Source organism: Nonlabens sp. (genome assembly GCF_051251825.1).
Taxonomy (GTDB): domain Bacteria; phylum Bacteroidota; class Bacteroidia; order Flavobacteriales; family Flavobacteriaceae; genus Nonlabens.
The window spans coordinates 1-2,625 of record NZ_JBPOGG010000046.1 but is presented as its reverse complement, the minus strand read 5'-3'; the positions used below and the strand labels follow the sequence as shown (position 1 = coordinate 2,625).

Genomic DNA, 2,625 nt, shown 5'->3' with positions numbered 1-2,625 from the left:
GCCCCTCCAAACATATAAGTCATATTCGTAACCTTACTAACATCCCAGCTACTGATATCTTGATTGAAAGCTGTTGCTCCCAAAAACATAAAAGCCATATTCGTAACCTTACTAACATCCCAGCTACTGATATCTTGATTGAAAGCTGTTGCCCCTCCAAACATATAAGTCATAGTCGTAACCAAATTTAAATCTGGCGCATCAATTGCATTACCATTCAAGTTCGCACATCCAAAGAAAGCATTCTCCATGGTTGTCCACTTATTAGTTCCCCATTGGTCTACATTTAAAATCTTTTGTCGATCTCCATTATTATTAAAATAAATCCTTGGGAAAGCACCTCGAATGGCAACGGTATACGTTCCTGCCGTAACGTAATCGTTAGTTGCATTGCCTGTTACTCCAAATTCATCATAAATACCATCGTTGTTCCAGTCAATATCATAAAAATAACCTGTTCCTAATGTTGGGATGGTAATAGAAGTTGCGTTAGAGCTTCCTGTGTTATCCGTTTTCCAAGTCGTAATAAAAGGGCGTCCACCATAACCTTGTATCACAAAGGTATAGGGATTCTCGTCTACATCGTTATTGGCAATACTAATGGTAGCGGTGCGCATTCCTGCAGCAGAAGGATCGAAAGTGATTTCGAAAGTAGTTGTTCCTGTGGTTGCGGCTACTGTCGAAGTCGGTAATGTGGTTACCGTAAAATCGGCAGCATTTGTACCGCTAATCGCTACGAGTGGTGTTCCTGTTAAATTTAGAACGCTACTACCTGTGTTTTCTATGGTGAAAGTTCTCACATTGGTGCCAGCAGTAACAGCAACAGCACCAAAATCGGTATGATCAAGACCCTCAGGTATGGCATCGCCATTAACAATATCGATAGTATTGCCTTTAATATTTATTTCGGGAGTGGCGCAAACCCCCAAGGCATCGCCTGTAATTGTCCAGCCTTTTCCTCCGCTACCAATTGGTTTAACAAGGTTATCACGATCTAGTTTTGAGGCACAATATTTTAACCCATGAGCTCCTAAGCTTCTACCTGTCGCTGCACCCGCATTAAATCCTGTAAGTGTCGCATCATAATTTGCAAGGTCTAAATCTGAATTATATAACATATTTGTTAAATTAACTGCCGCATTAAATTTCATACCCCAAGCTGCTAAACTTTGATTGAAGTCTGTAGCACTTCTAAACATATCACTCATATTAGTCACATTATCAACATCCCAAGCACTAATATCTTGATTGAAGTCTGTAGAAAAGAAGATTGTAGCATTTCTAAACATATTACTCATATCCGTAACATTACCAACATCCCAAAAACCAATATCTTGATTGAAGGCTGTAGCATTGCTAAACATAGAACCCATATCCGTCACATTACCAACATTCCAAGAACCAATAGCTTGATTGAAAGCTTTTGCTCCTTTAAACATAGAACCCATATTCGTCACATTACTTACATCCCAGGAACCAATAGCTCCATTGAAAGAAGTTGCTATGCTAAACATTTCAGACATATTAGTAACCAAACTTAAATCAGGAACATCGGTCGCTGTACTATTCAAATGAGTACAACCATAGAAAGCACCGCTCATATTTGTCCAATTATTAGTTCCCCATTGGTCTACATTTAAAATCTTTTGTCGATCTCCAGTATTATTAAAATAAATCCTTGGGAAAGCACCACGTATCGCTACTTCATAGGTTCCTATCGTGCCGTAATCGTGAGTTGCATCTCCCGTTACTCCAAATTCATCATAAATACCGTCATTGTTCCAGTCGATGTCATAGCTATAAGTTTCTACTGTAAAAATTGGGATGATAATAGAAGTTGTGTTAGAGCTTCCTGTGTTATCCGTTTTCCAAGTCGTAATAAAAGGGCGTCCACCATAACCTTGTATCGCAAAGGTATAGGGATTATCGTCTACATCGTTATTGGCTATGCTAATAGTAGCCGTACGCATTCCTGCTGCCGAGGGATCGAAAGTGATTTCGAAAGTAGTTGTTCCTGTGGTTTCTGCGACTGGCGAAGTCGGTAATGCGGTTACCGTAAAATCGGCAGCATTTGCACCACTTATCGCTACAAGTGGTGTTCCTGTTAAATTTAGCGTGCTACTACCTGTGTTTTCTATGGTGAAAGTTCTCACATTGGTGCCAGCAGTAACAGCAACAGCACCAAAATCGGTATGATCAAGACCCTCAGGTGTGGCATCTCCATTAACAATATCGATAGTATTGCCTTTAATATTTATTTCGGGAGCGGCACAAATCCCCAAGCCATCATCTGTAATTGTCCAGCCTTTACTAACCAAACTCGCTCTTTCTGGGACTGCCGTACAATATGTGAGTCCTGTGGCACCTAAAACTTTGTATGCCATCCCGTCGGCATCAAAGCCTATAAGTGTCGCATCATAATTAGCGGTATTTAAACCTGAATTATTGAGCATATCTCTTAAATCAACATTGGCATTGAATTTCGTACCCCAAGCTGCTAAACTTTGGTTGAAAGCTGTTGCCCCTCCAAACATATTAGTCATAGTCCTAACCTTACTAACATCCCAGCTACTGATATCTTGATTGAAAGCTGTTGCCCCTCCAAACATATTAGTCATAGTCGTA

1 protein-coding gene is annotated in these 2,625 nt (G+C 40.2%); it reads right to left on the bottom strand.

Translation table 11 applies throughout. The annotated features are described in order from the left end of the window. Positions 1 to 2,625, bottom strand: a 2,625-nt coding sequence (locus ACSHWW_RS14410) for a BspA family leucine-rich repeat surface protein (RefSeq protein ID WP_435683167.1), incomplete at both ends; no start/stop codon positions are given.